This is a genomic window from Rhizobium sp. BK316 (assembly GCF_014193695.1).
Lineage (GTDB): Bacteria > Pseudomonadota > Alphaproteobacteria > Rhizobiales > Rhizobiaceae > Rhizobium.
The window spans coordinates 934236-951988 of record NZ_JACHZR010000002.1; the positions used below are offsets into that span (position 1 = coordinate 934236).

At 60.4% G+C, this 17753-nt stretch carries 20 protein-coding genes; 12 read left to right on the forward strand and 8 right to left on the reverse strand.

Going from position 1 to position 17753, the window contains the following annotated elements; genetic code table 11:
* Positions 1-43 precede the first annotated feature (43 nt).
* Positions 44-925: a sigma-70 family RNA polymerase sigma factor gene (locus tag FHT87_RS13145; protein WP_183802699.1), complete on the reverse strand. Its 882-nt coding sequence runs from the start codon at positions 923-925 to the stop codon at positions 44-46.
* A 203-nt stretch (positions 926-1128) separates the two neighbouring features.
* Between FHT87_RS13145 and FHT87_RS13150 the strand changes: the two genes are divergently transcribed.
* Both FHT87_RS13150 and FHT87_RS13155 read left to right on the forward strand, forming a co-directional pair.
* A complete protein-coding gene (locus FHT87_RS13150; protein ID WP_183735591.1) occupies positions 1129-1401 on the forward strand; it encodes a YlcI/YnfO family protein in 273 nt (90 codons plus the stop codon).
* Positions 1398-1697, forward strand: coding sequence for a type II toxin-antitoxin system RelE/ParE family toxin (locus tag FHT87_RS13155; RefSeq protein ID WP_183735592.1), 300 nt, complete (start codon positions 1398-1400; stop codon positions 1695-1697). The genes FHT87_RS13150 and FHT87_RS13155 overlap by 4 nt, the downstream gene beginning before the upstream one ends.
* Here FHT87_RS13155 and betA read toward each other — a convergent pair whose 3' ends face one another.
* The 3 genes from betA to betI are packed head-to-tail and all read right to left on the reverse strand — an operon-like array spanning position 1698 to position 5487.
* The gene (gene betA / locus FHT87_RS13160) at positions 1698-3350 is read right to left on the reverse strand and encodes a choline dehydrogenase (protein WP_183735593.1); all 1653 of its coding nucleotides are present in this window, start codon (positions 3348-3350) and stop codon (positions 1698-1700) included.
* Positions 3351-3401: 51 nt separating this feature from the next.
* The gene (gene betB, locus FHT87_RS13165) at positions 3402-4865 is read right to left on the reverse strand and encodes a betaine-aldehyde dehydrogenase (protein WP_183802386.1); all 1464 of its coding nucleotides are present in this window, start codon (positions 4863-4865) and stop codon (positions 3402-3404) included.
* 34 nt (positions 4866-4899) lie between these two features.
* A complete protein-coding gene (betI, locus tag FHT87_RS13170) occupies positions 4900-5487 on the reverse strand; it encodes a transcriptional regulator BetI (protein WP_183735595.1) in 588 nt (195 codons plus the stop codon).
* A gap of 138 nt (positions 5488-5625) precedes the next feature.
* Between betI and FHT87_RS13175 the strand changes: the two genes are divergently transcribed.
* The 4 genes from FHT87_RS13175 (at position 5626) to FHT87_RS13190 (ending at position 9663) form a co-directional block, all read left to right on the forward strand.
* A complete protein-coding gene (locus tag FHT87_RS13175) occupies positions 5626-6174 on the forward strand; it encodes an HdeD family acid-resistance protein (RefSeq protein WP_183735596.1) in 549 nt (182 codons plus the stop codon).
* A 211-nt stretch (positions 6175-6385) separates the two neighbouring features.
* Positions 6386-6628, forward strand: a complete 243-nt coding sequence (locus FHT87_RS13180; protein WP_183735597.1) for a type II toxin-antitoxin system ParD family antitoxin — start codon at positions 6386-6388, stop codon at positions 6626-6628.
* A gap of 153 nt (positions 6629-6781) precedes the next feature.
* Positions 6782-8587 (forward strand): EAL domain-containing protein, encoded by a 1806-nt coding sequence (locus FHT87_RS13185; RefSeq protein ID WP_210276911.1) that lies wholly within the window; start codon positions 6782-6784, stop codon positions 8585-8587.
* Between the two features lie 77 nt (positions 8588-8664).
* Positions 8665-9663, forward strand: coding sequence for an NAD(P)H-quinone oxidoreductase (locus tag FHT87_RS13190; RefSeq protein WP_183735599.1), 999 nt, complete (start codon positions 8665-8667; stop codon positions 9661-9663).
* A gap of 75 nt (positions 9664-9738) precedes the next feature.
* Here the strand turns inward: FHT87_RS13190 and FHT87_RS13195 are convergent, their stop codons facing one another.
* Complete coding sequence (locus tag FHT87_RS13195) at positions 9739-11169, reverse strand: MFS transporter (protein WP_183735600.1); 1431 nt, start codon at positions 11167-11169, stop codon at positions 9739-9741.
* 102 nt (positions 11170-11271) lie between these two features.
* Here FHT87_RS13195 and FHT87_RS13200 point away from each other — a divergent pair, with 102 nt between their 5' ends.
* The 3 genes from FHT87_RS13200 (at position 11272) to FHT87_RS13210 (ending at position 14107) form a co-directional block, all read left to right on the forward strand.
* Entirely contained in the window at positions 11272-11895 is a 624-nt protein-coding gene (locus FHT87_RS13200) for a metalloregulator ArsR/SmtB family transcription factor (protein ID WP_183802389.1), read from the forward strand.
* 187 nt (positions 11896-12082) lie between these two features.
* The gene (locus tag FHT87_RS13205; protein ID WP_183735602.1) at positions 12083-13090 is read left to right on the forward strand and encodes an asparaginase; all 1008 of its coding nucleotides are present in this window, start codon (positions 12083-12085) and stop codon (positions 13088-13090) included.
* Between the two features lie 27 nt (positions 13091-13117).
* The gene (locus FHT87_RS13210; protein WP_183802392.1) at positions 13118-14107 is read left to right on the forward strand and encodes a hypothetical protein; all 990 of its coding nucleotides are present in this window, start codon (positions 13118-13120) and stop codon (positions 14105-14107) included.
* Between the two features lie 40 nt (positions 14108-14147).
* On the opposite strand, the gene FHT87_RS13215 is transcribed toward FHT87_RS13210, so the two are convergent.
* Positions 14148-14903 (reverse strand): DeoR/GlpR family DNA-binding transcription regulator, encoded by a 756-nt coding sequence (locus FHT87_RS13215; RefSeq protein WP_183735604.1) that lies wholly within the window; start codon positions 14901-14903, stop codon positions 14148-14150.
* A 124-nt stretch (positions 14904-15027) separates the two neighbouring features.
* Between FHT87_RS13215 and FHT87_RS13220 the strand changes: the two genes are divergently transcribed.
* Entirely contained in the window at positions 15028-15384 is a 357-nt protein-coding gene (locus FHT87_RS13220) for a DUF4406 domain-containing protein (protein ID WP_183735605.1), read from the forward strand.
* An 87-nt stretch (positions 15385-15471) separates the two neighbouring features.
* A complete protein-coding gene (locus FHT87_RS13225) occupies positions 15472-16092 on the forward strand; it encodes a glutathione S-transferase family protein (RefSeq protein WP_183735606.1) in 621 nt (206 codons plus the stop codon).
* Here FHT87_RS13225 and FHT87_RS13230 read toward each other — a convergent pair.
* Both FHT87_RS13230 and FHT87_RS13235 read right to left on the reverse strand, forming a co-directional pair.
* Positions 16089-16442, reverse strand: a complete 354-nt coding sequence (locus FHT87_RS13230; protein ID WP_183735607.1) for an MmcQ/YjbR family DNA-binding protein — start codon at positions 16440-16442, stop codon at positions 16089-16091. The genes FHT87_RS13225 and FHT87_RS13230 overlap by 4 nt on opposite strands.
* A 43-nt stretch (positions 16443-16485) precedes the next feature.
* Positions 16486-16680 (reverse strand): hypothetical protein, encoded by a 195-nt coding sequence (locus FHT87_RS13235; RefSeq protein ID WP_183735608.1) that lies wholly within the window; start codon positions 16678-16680, stop codon positions 16486-16488.
* Positions 16681-16854: 174 nt separating this feature from the next.
* On the opposite strand from FHT87_RS13235, the gene FHT87_RS13240 reads away from it, so the two are divergent.
* The gene (locus tag FHT87_RS13240) at positions 16855-17751 is read left to right on the forward strand and encodes a LysR substrate-binding domain-containing protein (RefSeq protein ID WP_183735609.1); all 897 of its coding nucleotides are present in this window, start codon (positions 16855-16857) and stop codon (positions 17749-17751) included.
* Positions 17752-17753: the final 2 nt, after the last annotated feature.

Consider the following 17753-nt stretch of genomic DNA (forward strand, 5'->3'; position numbering starts at 1 on the left):
CTGCGGAGGGTGAAAGGAATACCTCTGAGGTGAATGTTGCGCCCTAATGCAGGGCGTTCTGTTCCAGATGCGCAAGCTTTTCGGGATTGCGCGTCACATAGATCGCGGTGATCCTGCCACCGTCGATCTGAAGGGCCGTGGTCTGCAGCCAACTGCCTTCCTCGATACTGACAAAGCCCGGCAACCCGTTGACGAGACCGTAATGCAGCAGCCGGGACATATGTGCGGAGAAGATCGGTGCCAGCGCCGCAAAGAGCTTCGTCACCTTGTCACGACCGATAACCGGCTTTCGTGGTGCCACTGCCTTACCGCCACCGTCCGTATAGACGGTTGCATCATCCGCAAGCAGCGCCTGCAACTCTTCGACATTGCCGCTTCGTGATGCCGTGAAAAAGGCGGAGGCGATCTGCAAGCCGTGCTCCGGCGGCAAGACATAGCGTGGCCGCGCGCTTCTAACATTGGTCCGCGCCCGGCTGGCAAGCTGGCGACAGGCAGCCGGCTTACGCCCGATCGTCGTGGCGATCTCTTCGAAATCGACGCCGAAGACGTCATGCAGCACGAAAACCGCCCGCTCGAGCGGCGAGAGCCGTTCCAACGCCAGCATCAGCGGTAGTGTAACGTCATCGACTTCCTCTTCCGGCGCCACGACGATCGGCTCCGGCAGCCATGGCCCGATATAGGTTTCGCGCCGGCGCCGGGCCGATTTCAGTTGGTCGAGGCAAAGCCGTGTGACGATCCGGTGCAGAAAGGCGGTCGGTTCACGGACCGCATCGCGATCGGCATCGAGCCAGCGCAGGAACGCCTCCTGGACGATATCCTCGGCCTCGGCCACCGAGCCCAGCATGCGATAAGCTACCCGCGTCAATCGCGGGCGCAGCGGATTGAAGACGGCAATGGCATCTTCTCCCTCTGCCGCCGCCGTCATCGCTTGGCCCTTCTTCGATCCCGCGTCGCCATCGCCATCTCCTTCACCTTGTCCGTTCGAGAAGGCTGGACGAGATGAGGCGGCCATTTGTGACATGCTGTCCAGTTTTTTGTGCTCTGGCCGAGAGGAGACGATATAGGAGAGTTGAACATGACACGGCGATCCGTCATATTGCATTGCAATTGCAATGCATGAGGTGAATCATGAAAACCGCATCGCTTCCCTCGCTACGTGTGGACCCCGAACTGCGCGCCGCCGCCGAAAGCGTTCTCAGGGAGGGTGAGACGCTTTCGTCCTTTCTTGAAACGGCCGTGAAGCAGCAAATCGATTTTCGCAAGATACAGGCCGATTTTGTCGCGAGAGGCCTTGCTTCTCGCGACTTGGCAAAGCAGACCGGCCGTTACCACACGTCCGAAGAAGTGCTCGGCCGGATAAGGGCAAAACTCGATGCAGCGAAGGCTGCGCGTAAAAAGTGAAATATGAAGTCCGCTATTCCGATGAAGCGTTGGAGGATCTTGAGCGGCTCTACGACTATCTCATTACATGGGACCCTGATGCCGCTGAAAAATCCTACGCCGTTCTCCAACGAGCGATAAACTTACTTGAGGATTTTCCCTTCAGTTGTCGCAAGGCGGCAGGCGACAGTTCTTTTCTGAGAGAACTGGTCGTTCCGTTCGGCTCTACGGGATATGTCGCACTTTTCGAAATTGAAGAAGACCATAAGGTAACGATCCTCGCCATCCGTCATCAGCGCGAAGAAGATTATCACTGACTACCGGTCGCTCACCGCCGCACGCGGATTGCTCCACGGTTCCTGATTGGAGCGCGCCAGCCTCTGCGTACCGAGAATATGGTCTGCGGCCTTCTCGCCCGTCATGATCGACGGACCATTCAGATTGCCATAGGTGACATGTGGGAAGATCGAGCTGTCTGCGACGCGCAGGCCATGCACGCCGATCACCCTTGTATCGGGATCGACAACCGCCATCGGGTCGTCCTTCGCGCCCATGCGGCAGGTGCCGCACGGGTGATAGGCGCTCTCGAGATGCTCGCGCAGGAAAGCGTCGATCTCGTCATCCGTCTGTACCTTCTCGCCAGGCTGGATTTCCGGGCCGCGATAATGGTCGAAAGCCTTCTGGCCGAAGATCTCGCGCGTCAGGCGCACGCAATGGCGGAATTTTTCCCAATCCTCGGCATGGCTCATATAGTTGAAACGCAGCACCGGATCGGCCTTGGGATCTGTCGAGCGCAGCGTCACGTTGCCGCGCGATTTCGAGAGATTGTAGCCGACATGCACCTGGAAGCCGTGCGTATTGGCTGCCGCCTTGCCGTCATAGCTGATGGCGACCGGCAGGAAGTGATATTGGATATCCGGCTGCTTCAGCCCCGGCGCGGAACGCAGGAAGGCGCAGGCCTCGAACTGGTTGGAGGCGCCAAGCCCACCCTTGGAAAGCAGCCAGTGTGCGCCGGCGACCCCCTGCCAGAACCACGGCAGCCAGGAATAGAGCGACACCGGCTTGGTCGAGATCTGCTGGAAATAGAATTCCATATGGTCCTGCAGATTGGCGCCGACGCCCGGCCGGTCGGCCTTCACCTCGATGCCCATATCCCGCAGATGCGCGCCGGGACCGATGCCCGACAGCATCAAAAGCTTCGGTGAGTTGAAGGCGGAGGCTGAAACGATCACCTCACGGTTGGCCTTGACGATTTCGGTTGCGCCGCCGCGCTCGATCTCCACGCCTGTCGCTCGACCGTTCTCGATCACGATCCTGCGCGCAAAGCCCCGGACGAGCTCAACGTTCGGCCGTTTCAGCGCCGGCTTCAGATAGGCGTTCGCCGCCGACCAGCGCCGGCCGTGATGGATCGTCTGTTCCATCAGCCCGAAGCCTTCCTGCTTCGAGCCGTTATAATCCTCGGTTGTTTCGAAGCCCGCCTGTTTTCCGGCGTCGATGAAGGCATGAAACAGCGGGTTCTTCATCACACCGCGCTGCACATGCAGCGGCCCGTCCGTGCCGCGCCAGCCTTCCTCGCCGCCGTGCGAGTTCTCCATGCGCTTGAAATAGGGCAGCACATCCGCATAGGCCCAGCCATTCGCGCCGAGCTCTTCCCATCGATTGTAGTCTTCCGCATGACCGCGCACATAGACCATGCCGTTGATGGAGGACGAGCCGCCGATCACTTTGCCGCGCGGCGCGGTGATGCGTCTGTTGTTGAGATTCGGCTCGGGCTCGGAAAGATAGCCCCAGTTATAGCGCTTCATGCTCATCGGCCAGGCAAGTGCTGCCGGCATTTGGATGAACGGCCCGAAATCCGAACCGCCCGCCTCGATGACGATGACGGTATTCTTGCCGTCTTCCGAAAGCCGGTAAGCCAGTGCCGAACCCGCAGAGCCGGAGCCGACGATGACGAAATCTGCCTGTTGCATGCTGTTCCCTTTGGATGTCGTGTGCAACTGCCGCGTCGATTTCCGATGAGGTCAGTAGGGTGAAGCGACCGGCCCCATGCCGACGTAAACCGTCTTCAGCTCGCTATAGTGCTCGAGCGCTGCCAGCGAATTCTCGCGCCCGAAGCCTGATTGCTTCGATCCCCCGAACGGGATTTCGACCGGGCAGAGATTGTATGTGTTGATCCAGAGCGTGCCGGCTTCGAGCTGGTCGACGACGCGGTGAGCGCGCGTCAGATCGGCAGTGAAGACGCCGCCGGAAAGGCCGAATTCCGTCGTGTTGGCGCGCTTGATCACCTCGGCCTCGTCATCGAAATCGAGGACGCACATGACCGGGCCGAAGATTTCTTCGCGGGCAATCATCATGCCATCAGTCACATCGGCAAAGACTGTCGGCTGCACATAATAGCCTTCACCCGTCACATGGTTCGGGATGCCGCCGCCGGTCACCAGTGTCGCGCCCTCGACCTTGCCTTTCTCGATATAGGCCAACACCTTCTCGCGCTGTGCCCAGGACACCATCGGGCCGAGCTGGCTGGTTTCGTCCATGGGGTCGCCGATCAGGATCGCCTCGGTGCGTGCCTTCAGCCGCTTCAGGAATTCGCCCTTGATCGTCGTCTGCACGAAGACGCGCGTGCCGTTGGAGCAGACCTGGCCTGTCGAATAGAAATTGCCGAGCATCGCACCGCCGACCGCGCTGTCGAGATCGGCATCGTCGAAGACGATCAGCGGTGACTTGCCGCCGAGCTCCATCGTCACATGCTTGAGTTGGCCTGCGGCCGCGGCAGCCACTTTCCGTCCCGTCGGAACCGAGCCTGTCAGCGACACCTTGGCGACATCAGGATGATTGACGAGCAGGGGTCCGGTGTCCCGATCGCCTTGGATGACATTGTAAAGCCCCTTCGGCAGGCCGGCCTCATGCAGGATCTCGGCGATCTTGAGCGCACCGAGCGGCGTGGTTTCCGATGGCTTGAAGACCATGGCATTGCCGGCGACCAGCGCCGGTGCGCCCTTCCAGCAGGCGATCTGTTGCGGATAGTTCCAGGCGCCGATGCCGACGCAGACGCCAAGCGGCACACGCTTCGTATAGGCAAAATCCTGGCCGAGCGGGATATGCGAGCCGTTCAGTCCCGCGGGTGCCACGCCGCCGAAGAATTCGAAGGCATCGGCGCCCGAGGTCGGGTCGGCGACGATGGTTTCCTGGATCGGCTTGCCGGTATCGAGCGTTTCCAGCTCCGAAAGTTCGCGATTGCGTTCACGCATGATCTCGGCTGCGCGCTTCAGGATGCGCCCGCGTGCCATCGGGCTTAGTGCTGCCCATTCCGGCTGCGCGCGCTTGGCCGCTGCGATCGCCTTTTCGACGATGGCAGGCGTTGCGGCATGGAGCCGGGCGATCACTTCCCCGGTCGCCGGATAGATGCTCTCGATGACGGTGCCGCCTTCATCCTCGACATATTCCCCGTCGATGAAGTGCGATGCTTTCGGCTGGGCTTTCATGTCGCTGGTCCCTGGTTTGACGTGCGGTTGATGCTCATGCCCTGATGTGGGCGAGCTGTGTCGTTACATAGTCTTCCGTCAGCGCGATCGAGGCTTCGATGCCGATCGGCGCCGATTTCAGACTTTGCCGGATATAGAGACCGTCGATCATCGCGGCCGCGCCCTCCGCAATGCGTTCTGCGGCATCGGCAGGGCAAAGCGATTTGAGCGGCGCAAGCAGGTTGGAGCGCAGGCGCCGCGCATAGACGACGAGGAAACGCCGCGTCTCTTCGGATCGCTGCGCCTCGGCATAGAAGGCGAGCCAGGCGGCGATCGTCTGCGGCGCGAACTGATCGGCGTGGAAGCTGACCCGGATGATGGCCGAGATCCGCTCGCGCGGCGTTGCCGCTTGTCTCAGTGCCGTCACCGCGTCGTTGCGCAATTGCCGTAGCAGGAAACGGATGGTCTCGATCAACAACTGCTCCTTGCTGCCGAAATAGTGATGCGCAAGGGCTGGCGATACGCCAGCTCGCCGGGCGATGTCGGACATGGTGACGGTCAGCGAGCCGTGATCGCCGATCACCCGCAGCGCCGCATCCACAAGCGCCTTGCGGCGCACCGGTTCCATTCCGACCTTCGGCAAGTTCAATCCTCCGAGAATAAGTGGAGCGTATTTTTGATTGACTGATCAATCAATAAAAATCTTTCGTCGATTGATCTGGGTCACCTCTTTCCGTGCAAAATTGTTGCAGCATATCTTCAGCAATCAGGAGATGCGCCAATGGCCAATATTTACGACGGAATGCCCGAATCCCCGTTGCGGTCGAAATGGGTTTGGTTCGTTGGTCTCGGCGTGCTGCTCCTCATCTGTGGTCTCATCGCTCTCAGCAACCTGCTGTTGGCGACCGTCGCTTCAGTCTTTTATGTCGGCATGCTGATGCTGGCCGGCGGCATCATTTATCTCATCCACGCCTTCCAGGTGCGCGGCTGGGATCATGTACTTTTCTGGGCGTTGAGCGGCGTGCTCTATGTGCTCGCCGGCATCTGCGCCTTCATCAACCCCATCCTTACGTCCGCCGCTTTAACTCTGTTTCTTGCCATCGCGCTGCTCATTGCCGGTGTCTTTCGTGTCTTCGTCGGCAGGCGCATGCGGCCGCTCAAAGGTTGGGGCTGGATCGTCACGAGCGGTGTCATCACTGCCCTTGCAGGTTTCGTGATTGCGCTCGGTTGGCCGGTCAACAGCCTCTGGATTCTCGGCCTGTTCCTGGCGATCGATCTCGTTGTCCAGGGCTGGACAATGCTCGCCTTCGGCCTAGGTATCCGGTCTTGAAACTGTGGAGAGAGGCCGCCGGCTGGTCCGTTTCGGCTGCTTCTTTTTTGACAAGAAGATGATGGGGTACTAAAATTCTGTCATTGAAGGCCGGCTCCGCAGAAGAGCCGCCTCCTGTGCTAAGGCACTTCGGCATTGGCGCTTGTCGCCCCAGAAGCCGAAAATAGACCCCCGAGGCAGTCTCTGCCGAATAGAATGGGAGGAGAATTCCATGCCGATGGTCACCGTTTCCATCTCACCGCTCCAGGCGGCCGGCATCCGCGATGCTGTCGATCAAGGCGGATATGCATCGAGCAGCGAGGTCGTGCGTGAGGCACTGCGCCTGTGGGATGCCGCCCGCAAACTGAGTGAATATCACAGCGACGTCTTGGCCGATGAAAGTGCTCCCAGCGGCGGCAGATGCGTCGCCGATATGTTTGCAGATCATGAAGCGGAACACCGCCGCTCGGCTTGAATAAGCCTTTGATTGTAAATATGAAATCTAATAAACGCTGAGCGCGCATGAAAGCCTGCGCGTTTCATAAAAGTTTCACACTGACGAAAGAGTTCGTTGACCCTTCTGCTCCATTGTCCGACCGAAAAAGAAAAGGTCACAGTGGAGATTGGCATGTCTTTGGCTGCCAGCGTCGAACCGGGTGTCGTGCGTCGTTACGCCAGCGATCAGATCGTCACCCTCGCCAAACTCGTCATCGAAAATGCGTTTCAGCCGATCGTCGAAGCCGGTACCGGCTCGGTCTTCGGTTATGAATCCCTCATGCGCGGGCAGGAGCGCATCGGTTTCGAAACGCCGGTCGAAATCCTCGACGAAGCCTATGAGCACGGGCAGCTTCTGCAGCTCGAGCAGATGGTCGCGAGCCGCGCCGTTGCCAAATTTTCCACGCTCTCGAATTTCGCAACCGCCACGCTTTTCCTCAATCTCGACGTCCGCCTCATCCCGCAGGGCAATCGCCTTGTCGAGAGCCTGCTGCTGCAGCTGAAAACGGCGAGTATCCCGCCGTCTTCCGTTTGCTTCGAATTCTCCGAGCGTTTCGACAATACCAGCGTGCCGGAATTCGCGGATCTCGTTTCGCGCCTGCGCAAGGCCGGCTTCAAGCTGGCGATCGACGATTTCGGCGTCGGTCACGGCGAGATGAAGCTGCTCTGCGATTATTCCGTCGATTACCTGAAGATCGACCGTCACTTCGTCGCCGATATCGATCGCAGCCCGCGCAAGCGGCACCTGCTGAAGAGCATCGTCAACATGGCCCACGTTCTCGGCACCCGCGTGATCGCCGAGGGCATCGAAACGGAAGCCGAATTCATCGTCTGCCGCGACTATGGCGTCGACCTCGTGCAGGGCTGGTTCATCTCGCGTCCGTCGACGCATCTCTCCGAGCTCGTGCCCGCCTTCCCGCACCTGCAGGAGCTCGGCAAGAACAAGGGCAACAGCCAGTCGCTCGATGAAATCCTCATTCGCAAGCAGATCGAAATGCTGCCGACCGTCTATGAGAGCGACGCCATCGATACGGTCTTCGAACTCTTCCGCCGCAACCCGCGCCAGGCCTATTTCCCGGTTCTCAATGCCAATGGCGAGCCGCGCGGCATCATTCACGAGCACCACCTCAAGGAATATATCTATCAGCCCTTCGGCCGCGACCTTCTGAAGAACAAGGACTACGAGCGCACCATCTCGCATTTCGTCGAGCGTGCGCCGATCGTCGGCCTCGACAGCGATGCTGATCAACTCATGGTGATCTTCGCCAATATGGAAGGCAGCAACTGCCTGATCCTCACCGACAACATGCGTTATGCCGGTGTCGTCTCCGCCGCCTCGCTGATCAAGGTCATCAACGAGAAGCAGCTGAAGACGGCGCAGGATCAGAACCCGCTGACCGGTTTGCCGGGCAACCGCGCTATCCGCGATTTCATGCGCCATTCCGGCCGCGACGGCGATGAAGTGCGCCACTTCTGCTATTGCGACTTCGACAACTTTAAGCCCTTCAACGATGCTTACGGCTTCCATCTCGGCGACCATGCGATCTCGCTCTTCGCCGCGCTGATGCGCCGCTATTTCTTCGCCGAGCGCCACTTCCTCGGCCATGTCGGCGGCGATGATTTCTTCATCGGTGTCGTCGGCTGGACGAAGGAGGAACTGACGGAAATCCTCGATCGGCTCATCAGCGATTTCCACGATGACGTGCTCGATCTCTATTCGGATGAGGACCGCGCCGCCGGTCGTATCCGCGGCCACGATCGCACCGGCGCGGAAGCCTTCTTCCCGCTGATGCGCTGCTCGATCGGCGTCCTGGAACTGCCCGAAGGTCTCGTCATCGACGATATCAACCGTGTCAGCGCCGAGATTGCCCTCGTAAAGTCTGCCGCCAAGGAAAATGAAGACGGCCTCGTATTTCATGCGCTAGGCGAGGCGAATTGACGCCTCTGTCACTTCCGGCCTTCCCAAGCCCCAGGCCCTGATTTATCCCAGTGCTTCGGAATAGGGAGAGCCGGGCCATGTCGTTGCCATCGCATATGCGCTTTGTCGATCTGCCGTCTTTCGGCGGGCCGGAGGCGATGGTCATTGCAAACGGGCCGGTGCCGGTGCCCGGCGAAGGCCAGATCCTCGTTCGCACCGAAGCGATCGGCGTCAACCGCCCGGATATTTCCCAGCGCCAGGGCAGCTATCCGCCGCCGAAGGATGCAAGCCCCGTTCTCGGCCTTGAACTTGCCGGTGAGGTCGTCGCGATCGGTACCGGCGTGACCGGCTATTCGCTGGGCGACAAGGTCTGCGGCCTCGCCAATGGTGGCGCTTATGCCGAATATTGCCTTCTGCCCGCCGGCCAGGCGCTGCCCTTCCCGAAAGGCTACGACGCGGTGAAGGCGGCGGCTCTTCCGGAGACCTTCTTCACCGTCTGGGCAAATCTCTTTCAGATGGCCGGCCTGACGGAAGGCGAGAAAGTGCTTGTTCATGGCGGTTCCAGCGGCATTGGCACGACTGCGATCCAGCTTGCCCGGGCTTTCGGCGCCGAGGTCTATGCGACCGCCGGTTCGAACGAGAAATGCGAGGCCTGCGAGAAGCTCGGTGCCAAGCGCGCCATCAATTATCGGGAAGAGGATTTTGCCGCCGTCATCAGGCAAGAGACCGGCCAGGGCGTCGATATCATCATCGACATGATCGGCGCGGCCTATTTCGAGAAGAACATCGCCTCGCTGGCGAAGGACGGCTGCCTGTCGATCATCGCCTTCCTGCAGGGTGCGGTTGCCGAGAAGGTCAACCTGACCCCGATCATGGTCAAGCGGCTGACGGTGACCGGCTCGACCATGCGTCCGCGCACGGCGGAGGAGAAGCGGGCGATCCGCGACGATCTTCTTTCCGAGGTATGGCCGCTTCTGGAAGCCGGCACGGTCGCCCCCGTCATCTACAAGACCTTTGCCTTCGAAGATGTGGCCGCCGCCCATCGGCTGATGGAGAGCAGCAACCACATCGGCAAGATCATGCTGAAGCTCGGCTAGAGCGCCGTGCGTCCGTTTGGATGCACAAAGGACGCTCTACCTCCTTGAGTGCGCATCAGGCTTTCCGAAAATCGATTACGATTTTCGGGCCGATGAAGTAAGCGACACCGCAGCGCCGATAGCAATCAGTCCCGGCAAGGCCATGATCAGATAGAGCCAGCTCGCCGCCGATAGCGCGCCAACAATGCCGCCCGGTTCCACTAGACCCGCGCCATTGGCGATGACACCGGCAAAGGCTGCGCCAAAAGCACTGCCGAGTGAACTTATGGTGGGGATGGCTGCCGATGCCTTATCCTGCTCGTTGTCGGCAACCAGTTTCAGAACCTTGGCGACGAGATGTGCCCAGCCGAGGCCGACGCCAAAGCCCATCATGAACATGGCGATCGCCGCCGGTACGAGGATGGCGAGATTCGCCTCTGAGTTCTCGCGGGCAAGGAAGGCAGCGAGAACGGCTGTCGCAACAGCCTCCGTCACACAGCCCGCGACAATAGCTGCATTGGCTTTCCGTCCGGAGAAGGAAGCGCTGAAGAAGGCCGCCACCGTCCATCCGAGCGCGACAAGTGCCACCAGATAGCCCGAGATCAGCGGTGTCACCCCATGCAGGGTCTGCAGGAAATAGGGAATGAAGATATCGCTGACGAGCACGAAGTTCAGGCCGAGCATCGTCAGATACACCCGCGAGATCGGCTGGCCGAGCGTTACCGCGCCAGATGGCAGCAGCCGGTTGTCTCCCTTGCGTTCCATGACGAGTGTCGCGCCGATGGCGACGACCGAGATGGCGAGCAATCCGATTTTCGCCGTCATCGCCTCGACCGTGCCTGCCGTGCTGACGAGCAGCACCGCCGCAAGCAGCAGGCAGATCTGTACGGCAGGCACTTTCGTCTGTTCGCGGTCGTCCTCAGCCTGGGGTAAAAGCCGCGGCGCCAGCAATGCCATCAGCACGCCTAGCGGAACGAGCACGGCAAAGGCATAACGCCAGGCGCTGTCATGTGCGAAGAAGCCGCCGAGCGTTGGGCCTATGACGGTCGAAACACCCCAGATCGCCGCATAGAGCGTCGAAGCCTTCGACCAGAGCGGCTCGGGATAGACGAAACGGATGAAGGCGTAACAGAGGGCGGCAAGCGCGCCGGTGCCAAGGCCCTGCACCGTTCGTCCGATCAGCACGACCGGCATCGACGGTGCAGCCGCGCAAAGCAGGCTGCCGACGCCAAAGACCACGGCCGCCAGGACATAGACGCTGCGCAGCGCGATACGTCTCGGCCGCATCGCCACGAAAATCGAGCCGAGTATGGTGGCGGCGACGTAGAGCGTCGTCACCAGCGAAAACAGCTCCAGCCCGCCGACATCGCGCACGATGCTGGGCGCTATCGTCGCTGTAATATAACTTTCGACTGCGGAGATCGTCATGCCGCCGCCAAGCATCAAAGTCGCCGGCAGAAGTGCGGGAGAAAACAGCCGGAAGACGGAGGTTGACGAGCCGGGTGGCTCCAAAGCGGTCTCGGACATAATGGAATCCTTGCGTTTTTCCTGACCCTTGATTATTTTCCAAGTTATGAATTGGAAAATTACATGGGCATGGGATTAAAACAAGAGATAACTTGGAAAAATATGCGCCAGTCTCCTATCAACCGCATCCTGATCCTGTTGAAGACCGAGGGGCCGCAGCTCGCTGCCGCAGTCGGCGATGCACTTGGCATATCAGGCGAGGCCGCCCGCCAGCAACTTGCCAAAATGGCGGAGGAGGGGCTGGTCGAAGCCATGACCGTAGCCGCCAAGGGCAGGGGACGCCCGAGCCAGCTCTGGCACCTGACGGCTGAGGGTAACAGGCATTTCCCGGATGGGCATGCCGAACTGACGGCGGCCCTGCTGACGACCGTTATCGAGCAGCTCGGCCCGGCCGCGCTCGATACCGTCATTGCCGCCCGCGAAAGTGAAACGCTGACACGCTATCGCGATGAACTCGCCGGCAGGCCGGATCTTGCCGCCCGCGTCGAAGGGCTGGCCGCCATCAGAAGCCGCGAGGGCTATATGGCCGATAGCTGGCAGGAGGAGGATGGGTCATTGATGCTTGTCGAAAACCATTGTCCGATCTGCGCGGCGGCCGCGGTCTGCGCCGGCTTCTGCCGTTCGGAAATCGAAACCTTCCGCAGCGTGCTCTCGGCCAATGTCGAGCGCAGCGAGCATATCCTGCTTGGCGCACGGCGTTGTGCCTATCGGATCACGCCGAGATAATTTACGCGGGCTGGCGCACGCGGCATCGCGTCTACACGGAAAAACGATAGTTTGCCGCACCAGCAGTCACTTCGTGTGATGGTTGTTCAGATGCTGTGATCGGCCGATATCTCCCGCAAATTCCGTTGGCTTTCGGAGGGCGAGAGGCTATGCCTTCAGTCTCTGCCCACAATCCGGATTCTTGCCCATGCCCAATCCCGTCCTCGTCGAAGTCACTCGAGGCTTGCTCGTCGAAAGCCGCCATAGCGGATCGGTTGCGGTCGTGGATGGCGATGGCCGTGTCGCCTTTTCGCTGGGTGATATCGAGGCGGGCGTTTTTCCGCGCTCGGCCTGCAAGGCGATGCAGGCGCTGCCGCTGGTCGAAAGCGGCGCGGCGGATGCCTATGGCTTCGGCAATAAGGAACTGGCGCTCGCCTGTTCCTCCCATAGCGGCGAGGACGAACATGTGGTACTTGCCGCCTCCATGCTGTCGCGGGCCGGCCGTGACGTGGAGGCGCTGGAATGTGGCGCGCACTGGTCCTCGGATCAGAAGACGCTGATCCACCAGGCGCGCACGCTGGAGAAACCGACTGCGCTTCACAACAATTGCTCCGGCAAACATGCCGGCTTCGTCTGCACCTGCTGCCATCAGGGCATCGATAGCAAAGGTTACATCGGCTACGACCATCCGCTGCAGCAGCAGATCCGCGATGCCATGGAGAACCTGACGGGCGCCGCACTCGGTCATGACGTCTGCGGCACCGACGGCTGCTCCATTCCGACTTACGCCGTGCCGCTGAAGGCGCTTGCCCATGGTTTTGCGAAGATGGCGACGGGTCATGGCCTTGGCCCCGAACGTGCGAAAGCTTCCCGCCGGCTCATCGAAGCCTGCATGGCCGAGCCCTTCTATGTGGCCGGCACCGGTCGCGCCTGCACCGAGCTGATGCAGATCGCCCCTGGACGGATCTTTTGCAAGACGGGCGCGGAAGGCGTCTTCTGCGCCGCCATTCCGGAACAGGGCATTGCGATTGCGCTGAAGTGTGATGACGGCACCACACGCGCTGCCGAAGCCATGGTTGCTGCGACGCTTGCCCGCTACTTCGAGAAGGGCGGTAAGGAACATGCTGCGCTGACCGCTCTGGCAAATAAATCGATGCGCAACTGGAACGGCATCCATGTCGGTGATGTCAGGGTGACCTCGGCTTTGACCGAGTGAGCGCGGGTCAACAAGGAAAATATCTGGGTGGCAAGATTCGGGTCGTTCGGCATCATTGCCGTCATGGCATTCTGGGCAGGGGTTGGGTGCGCACAGGCGGCAGAATCCTCCGGCGGTTCGCCTAACCCGCTCCTCGGCAGTTTGACGACTGAATCCAAATGTCAAATCCTGGTCGACGCGATGCGCGACAATAACCAGACCGTCATCAATGAGGGTGCCAATGCCATCTTCATATCGGTGATGGAGAATTTCGATGTCATAAGGCAGAAATTCGGTGAGAGGGAAGCCCAGCAGCTCATCGAACGATCATTCAGGGGATGCCTCAGTCATCCCGACGAAACAATCTTCAGCCAGGGGCGCGCATCGTTTCAATCGATTCTTCAAGAGATCAGCCAGCCTGGCTACGGCGACGAACCTGGGCTGGATGATGTCGCCGTTCCCGCAAATGTGCAGGCAACGGCCGCGAAGCTGCAGGCGATCCTGCCCAACGGACCTGTCGCACTAGAGGCCAGCATTACGACGACGAGCAGCACAAGGCCCGGCCACCAGGTCACCCTTGTCGTCAAACCAGGCAAAAGCGGGACGACCCGGGTTCGGGAAGTCTATAGTCCAAGCTTCGTCATGGACCGTGAAGAGGTGGGTCCGGTGCAGCTGAAATCCAAAAACAACCAGCGGGGCTTATACGGCCCTCCGGAAAACCAGAGGATAGCGATCACGACAGAACTGACGTTGACCGTCTCGGCTTGGGCTGCTGATGCCTCCTTTTCCTTCGATACGGAAATGTCCGGAGGAGCCGGGCTTCAAAAAAACTCCTGCATGATTGGCCGGTCGGTCGAAGCGAAGACTGTCCACGCTGCTCTTGAAGGCCGCGCCTGGCCGCTGCAGTGCGACCGCACAAGCTGGAAGGAAAGCGGATATTATATCGAGGAACTTCGCTACTTCTTGGTCATGCACAGTCAATCGGATGATCTCGGCGCCTCTGATTACTCGATCGACCGCATCGAAATCACACGTTAAGTGGTCGAAGTGTCACGCTGTTCACTGTCTCGCAGGGCAATCACGCTGCCACGATCGCAGCGTTGAGATCGCGATAGGGCTTCAGCCGTTCGGCCGTCATCTCCGCTGGCACGACCAGTCCCGCCACGTCGGGAATTCCAAGCACCGCGCAGGGAGAGACGAGGTCGAACTTCTCTTCTGTTAGCAGGACATGGGTTTCGCCCGAGCAGCGGGCGATGTGCCGTTTGATCGCCGCTTCCTCGAAATCCCCGGTCGAAAATCCATGCACGGGATGGGCAGCCGTCACGCCGAGAAAGAAGATATCCGGCCGCAGAGCGGAGATCGCGGCCATGGCGGCTGCTCCCGTCGCCACCATCGAATGTTTGTAGAGCCTGCCACCACAGAGGATCACCTCGGCGGTCGGGTGATGCTCCAGTTCTGCGGCAATCGTCGGGCTGTGGGTGGCGATGGTGAAGGGGATATCACGCGGCAGGTGACGTGCCACCTCCGCCGTCGTCGTGCCGCCGTCGAGAAACACCATCTGTCCGGCCTTCACCATCTGCGCCGCCTTTGCGCCGAGCCGCGCCTTGACATCGGAAGCGACATTGCGGCGGGCCGTGAGGTCAGGCAGGTCGGGGGCAATGGGCAGGGCGCCGCCATGGACGCGCTTCAGCAACCCTTCCGCTGCCATCTCCCGGAGATCGCGGCGGATCGTATCCTCCGACAGCTCGAAATCTTCAGCCACCCGCTTGGCGATCACCTGTCCGTCACGGCGCAGAATGTCGAGGATGAGAGTTTTACGTTGCGTGGTCAGCATGGATGATCTCTGCACGAAAATTTACGAAACATCGTGAATATGCACGAATTGACTCGACATTCAAGAAATATCGTGCATTTTCGCGAAATCCCGTGCATGAGGCCGGGAGTTGATGGAGACACCAATGTTGATTTTGATTGCCGGGCCTTACAGGTCCGGAACGGGCGATGACCCGGCAAAGATGGCTGCCAACCTGAAGCACCTGGAGGAGCCGTCCCATGCGCTCTTCAAGGCGGGCCATGTGCCGATGATTGGCGAATGGGTGGCGCTGCCCATCTGGCATGCCGCCGGCGGCAAATCGGTCGGTGACGACCTCTACGAGGAAATCTTCCATCCCGTCGCCGGCCGCCTGCTGCAGCTCTGCGAAGGCGTGCTGCGCCTGCCGGGCGACTCCAAGGGCGCCGACAACGACGTGCGCATCGCTAGGGAGCGCGGCATTCCGGTCTGGTACCGGCTGGAGGACGTGCCGGGTTGCGCGTGATGGGTGCAAGCCGCGCGAATGATGAAACTTGTCTTCCGCTGGCCATGATACCCGCGCTATAAGGCTCCCCGAAAGGGGAGTCTCACTATGCTCACACTCTACTTCGCACCCGGTACCTGCGCACTTGCAAGCCTGATTACGCTGGAGGAATCCGGCCTTTCCTTCGATACGAAGAAGGTCAACACGCGCGAGAACGAACAGCGCTCTGAAGCCTATCTGAAGATCAATCCGAAGGGGCGCGTTCCCGCACTTGCCACCGACTGCGGCGTGCTGACCGAGTCGACGGCGATCCTCGCTTACATTGCCCAGATGGCGCCCGCCGCTAGGCTCGCGCCCCTCGACGACCCCTTCGAATTTGCCCGGCTGCAGGCGTTCAACGGGTATATCTCATCGACAGTGCACGTGAACCATGCGCATCGCCCGCGCGGTTCTCGCTGGGCCGATGATGAAGCGGCGCTGGAATCCATGAAGGCCAAGGTGCCGCAGACCATGACCGAAAGCTTCGAACTGATCGAGAAGACGATGTTTGAGGGGCCGTGGGTCATGGGCGACGCCTATACGGTCGCCGATCCCTATCTTTTCGTCATGACCGGCTGGCTGCCATCCGATGGCGTCGATCCCACGCGCTTCCCCAAGGTCAGCGAGCATCATGCACGCATGCTGCAGCGCCCTGCTGTCCAGCGTGCGCTGGCGCGCGAAAAGGTCTAACCGCGATAGGCGGAAATCAGCTTCTTCGGCGCTCGGTAGATCCAGGCGTCGATCAGCCGCTGCTTGAGTTCGTCGTCGCCGATAGCGGCGATGCGGACCGGCAGGTGCGGCCAGCCGACATAATGGTTTGTCTGAAAGTAGATGTCGGGCGCCATCGTCAGCAGGTGTTCCTTGTGGTCGATCGGGATCGAGATCACCACCGTTTCATCGTCCTTGACCGCGACGAAACTTTTGCCTCCGACCTTCAGCGCCAGGTTGCCATAAGAGGTGCTTTCCTCGATGCCAGACAGGCCGGCTTCCTTCGCCAGCCGCTTCAATCGCGCCAGAATTCCGTCTACGCTTTTCGTCATACCGCCCGCCCTGACTATTCTTCGACGGGAATATAGTACAGCTTCAGGCGCATTTCTCTAGTTGTCGTTGCAGAGGACGTTTGGGTGCGGGCACCGGCAGAGGCAGGTCCGCCAGCTCCCGCTGCGACATGGAGGCGATATCGGGGTGGCCGAGCAGATCGTCATCCCAATCATATTTGGTCTCTGCGGTCCTTGTGCCAGGATCTCTTTGGCTCCAGAAAAACTTCAGCAGTGACATCGTGGCTCTCCTTTCTCGAGGGCATAAGAAGGCCATCGGCGCAAGACATTGCAATCGCCTTTGGCGGCACGGGCATGCAATAGCCTCGGAGATAATCGTCTCATGGTGCCAATATCGGCGGCGAGCGCTTGCTTTTCAATTGAGATTACCGATTTCTTGCTATAGGAAAACTATATGAGAAATCTCAATTCCGTGCATCTCAATGGCCTTCGCGCGCTGGAGGCCGTCGGTCGGCTTGGCTCGCTTCAGGCGGCCGCGGATGAGCTCGGCGTGTCCGTTGGAGCCGTCAGCCAGCAGGTCATCAAGGCCGAAGCCCAACTCGGCCGGCTGCTCTTCGAGCGCACGCCGAAGGGCATGCTGGTGACGGAAGCAGGCGCGCCCGTTCTTGCCGCCCTGAACGAAGGCTTCCTCCATCTGTCGGAAGCCGTTGCGATGGCGCAGCGCAAGGACGAATGCATCCTGACCATATCGGTGGCGCCTGTTCTCGCAGCCCGCTGGCTGGTCTGCCGGCTCGACCGGTTCATGGAGCGCCATCCGGAAATCAACCTGCGCCTCGACGCGACCACCAAACTCGTCAATCTGGCCGCCTCCGATATCGATGTCGCCATCCGTGTCGGCAAGGGCCATTGGCCGGGCGTCAAGGTCGAGCATCTCCTGGAGCAGGTGGTGTTTCCCGTCTGCTCTCCCGAGATGGCCGCGAAGCTGAAGGAGCCTGCCGATATCCTGAAGCTGCCGGCCGTCATCGATGCCCATGCCATGTTCACATGGGATGTCTGGATGCAGGCGGCCGGGCTCTCGGGCGCACCGCCGGCCGTGCGCCATGTTTTCAACGATGCCTCGCTCTGCCTCGATTCGGCGATAGCCGGGCAGGGCGTCATGCTCGCCTGGCAGACCCTTGCCGGCTTTTCGCTGCAGGAAGGGCGGCTGGTGGCACCCTTCGGCATCCGCGCCAATACCGGCGACGGCTATTATTTCGTAACCGCCGAAGGCAGCCGCGAGCCGAAGAAGGTTCGCGACTTCAAGGCCTGGATCCGCGAGGAAATGGCTGAAACGGCGGCGATCTTCGGCTGATC

Excerpts from the sequence above, each read along its gene's own strand:
- FHT87_RS13220 (WP_183735605.1), top strand. The coding sequence starts at position 15,028 with ATGTTGATTTTGATTGCCGGGCCTTACAGGTCCGGAACGGGCGATGAC.
- FHT87_RS13190 (WP_183735599.1), top strand. The coding sequence starts at position 8,665 with ATGTCGTTGCCATCGCATATGCGCTTTGTCGATCTGCCGTCTTTCGGC.
- betA (WP_183735593.1), bottom strand. The coding sequence starts at position 3,350 with ATGCAACAGGCAGATTTCGTCATCGTCGGCTCCGGCTCTGCGGGTTCG.
- FHT87_RS13200 (WP_183802389.1), top strand. The coding sequence starts at position 11,272 with ATGCGCCAGTCTCCTATCAACCGCATCCTGATCCTGTTGAAGACCGAG.
- FHT87_RS13175 (WP_183735596.1), top strand. The coding sequence starts at position 5,626 with ATGGCCAATATTTACGACGGAATGCCCGAATCCCCGTTGCGGTCGAAA.
- FHT87_RS13195 (WP_183735600.1), bottom strand. The coding sequence starts at position 11,169 with ATGTCCGAGACCGCTTTGGAGCCACCCGGCTCGTCAACCTCCGTCTTC.
- FHT87_RS13235 (WP_183735608.1), bottom strand. The coding sequence starts at position 16,680 with ATGTCACTGCTGAAGTTTTTCTGGAGCCAAAGAGATCCTGGCACAAGG.
- FHT87_RS13240 (WP_183735609.1), top strand. The coding sequence starts at position 16,855 with ATGAGAAATCTCAATTCCGTGCATCTCAATGGCCTTCGCGCGCTGGAG.
- FHT87_RS13150 (WP_183735591.1), top strand. The coding sequence starts at position 1,129 with ATGAAAACCGCATCGCTTCCCTCGCTACGTGTGGACCCCGAACTGCGC.
- FHT87_RS13205 (WP_183735602.1), top strand. The coding sequence starts at position 12,083 with ATGCCCAATCCCGTCCTCGTCGAAGTCACTCGAGGCTTGCTCGTCGAA.
- FHT87_RS13230 (WP_183735607.1), bottom strand. The coding sequence starts at position 16,442 with ATGACGAAAAGCGTAGACGGAATTCTGGCGCGATTGAAGCGGCTGGCG.
- FHT87_RS13145 (WP_183802699.1), bottom strand. The coding sequence starts at position 925 with ATGACGGCGGCGGCAGAGGGAGAAGATGCCATTGCCGTCTTCAATCCG.
- FHT87_RS13185 (WP_210276911.1), top strand. The coding sequence starts at position 6,782 with ATGTCTTTGGCTGCCAGCGTCGAACCGGGTGTCGTGCGTCGTTACGCC.
- betB (WP_183802386.1), bottom strand. The coding sequence starts at position 4,865 with ATGAAAGCCCAGCCGAAAGCATCGCACTTCATCGACGGGGAATATGTC.
- FHT87_RS13180 (WP_183735597.1), top strand. The coding sequence starts at position 6,386 with ATGCCGATGGTCACCGTTTCCATCTCACCGCTCCAGGCGGCCGGCATC.
- FHT87_RS13225 (WP_183735606.1), top strand. The coding sequence starts at position 15,472 with ATGCTCACACTCTACTTCGCACCCGGTACCTGCGCACTTGCAAGCCTG.
- FHT87_RS13215 (WP_183735604.1), bottom strand. The coding sequence starts at position 14,903 with ATGCTGACCACGCAACGTAAAACTCTCATCCTCGACATTCTGCGCCGT.